Source organism: Metabacillus rhizolycopersici (assembly GCF_020075705.1).
The window spans coordinates 1-836 of the sequence record NZ_JAIQUM010000232.1 but is presented as its reverse complement, the minus strand read 5'-3'; the positions used below and the strand labels follow the sequence as shown (position 1 = coordinate 836).

Sequence of the window (836 nt, the reverse complement as noted above, 5' to 3'; positions counted from 1 at the left end):
TGAACTTGAAAGCTTGCATCAGCCAAGTGAAAGAAAGAGTAGCATTCATTAATACTGGCTTCTTGGATCGAACTGGAGATGAAATGCATACGTCAATGGAAATGGGTCCTATGATCCGTAAAAGTGAAATGAAAAGTGAAAAATGGTTGCAGGGGTATGAAAAATCAAATGTAAATGTTGGGCTAACTTGCGGATTCCAAGGTCGTGCCCAGATTGGTAAAGGCATGTGGGCAATGCCGGATATGATGGCTGAAATGCTTAAGCAAAAGATTGGTCATCCAAAAGCAGGCGCGAATACAGCGTGGGTACCTTCGCCGACTGCGGCAACGTTACATGCTCTTCATTATCATCAAGTGGATGTTACAAAGGTTCAAAATGAATTAATAAAAGATAATGCAGATTATCGTGATGATATTCTAGAAATTCCAGTGGCACAAAACCCTGAATGGAGCCCAGAAGAAATTCAGCAAGAGCTTGATAACAACGCTCAAGGAATCTTGGGTTATGTTGTTCGCTGGGTAGAACATGGGGTTGGTTGCTCTAAAGTACCGGATATTAATAATGTAGGGCTCATGGAAGATCGTGCAACATTAAGAATTTCAAGTCAACATATGGCAAACTGGCTTCACCACGGTATTTGCACAAAAGAACAAGTGTTAGCTACTTTACAACAAATGGCCAAAGTAGTAGATGAACAAAACGCTGGAGACGCAAATTATTGGCCTATGGCAGAAAACTACGATAACTCTGTAGCATTCCAAGCAGCTTGCGATCTAGTATTTAAAGGTTATGATCAGCCAAGTGGATATACAGAGCCGATATTGCACCGCAGACGG

General features: G+C 41.6%; 1 protein-coding gene. It reads left to right on the top strand.

The window, feature by feature from the left end; all coding sequences use genetic code 11:
* On the top strand, nucleotides 1-836 hold an 836-nt coding region (locus K9V48_RS28235; RefSeq protein WP_498043139.1), incomplete at both ends, for an aldolase/citrate lyase/malate synthase family protein.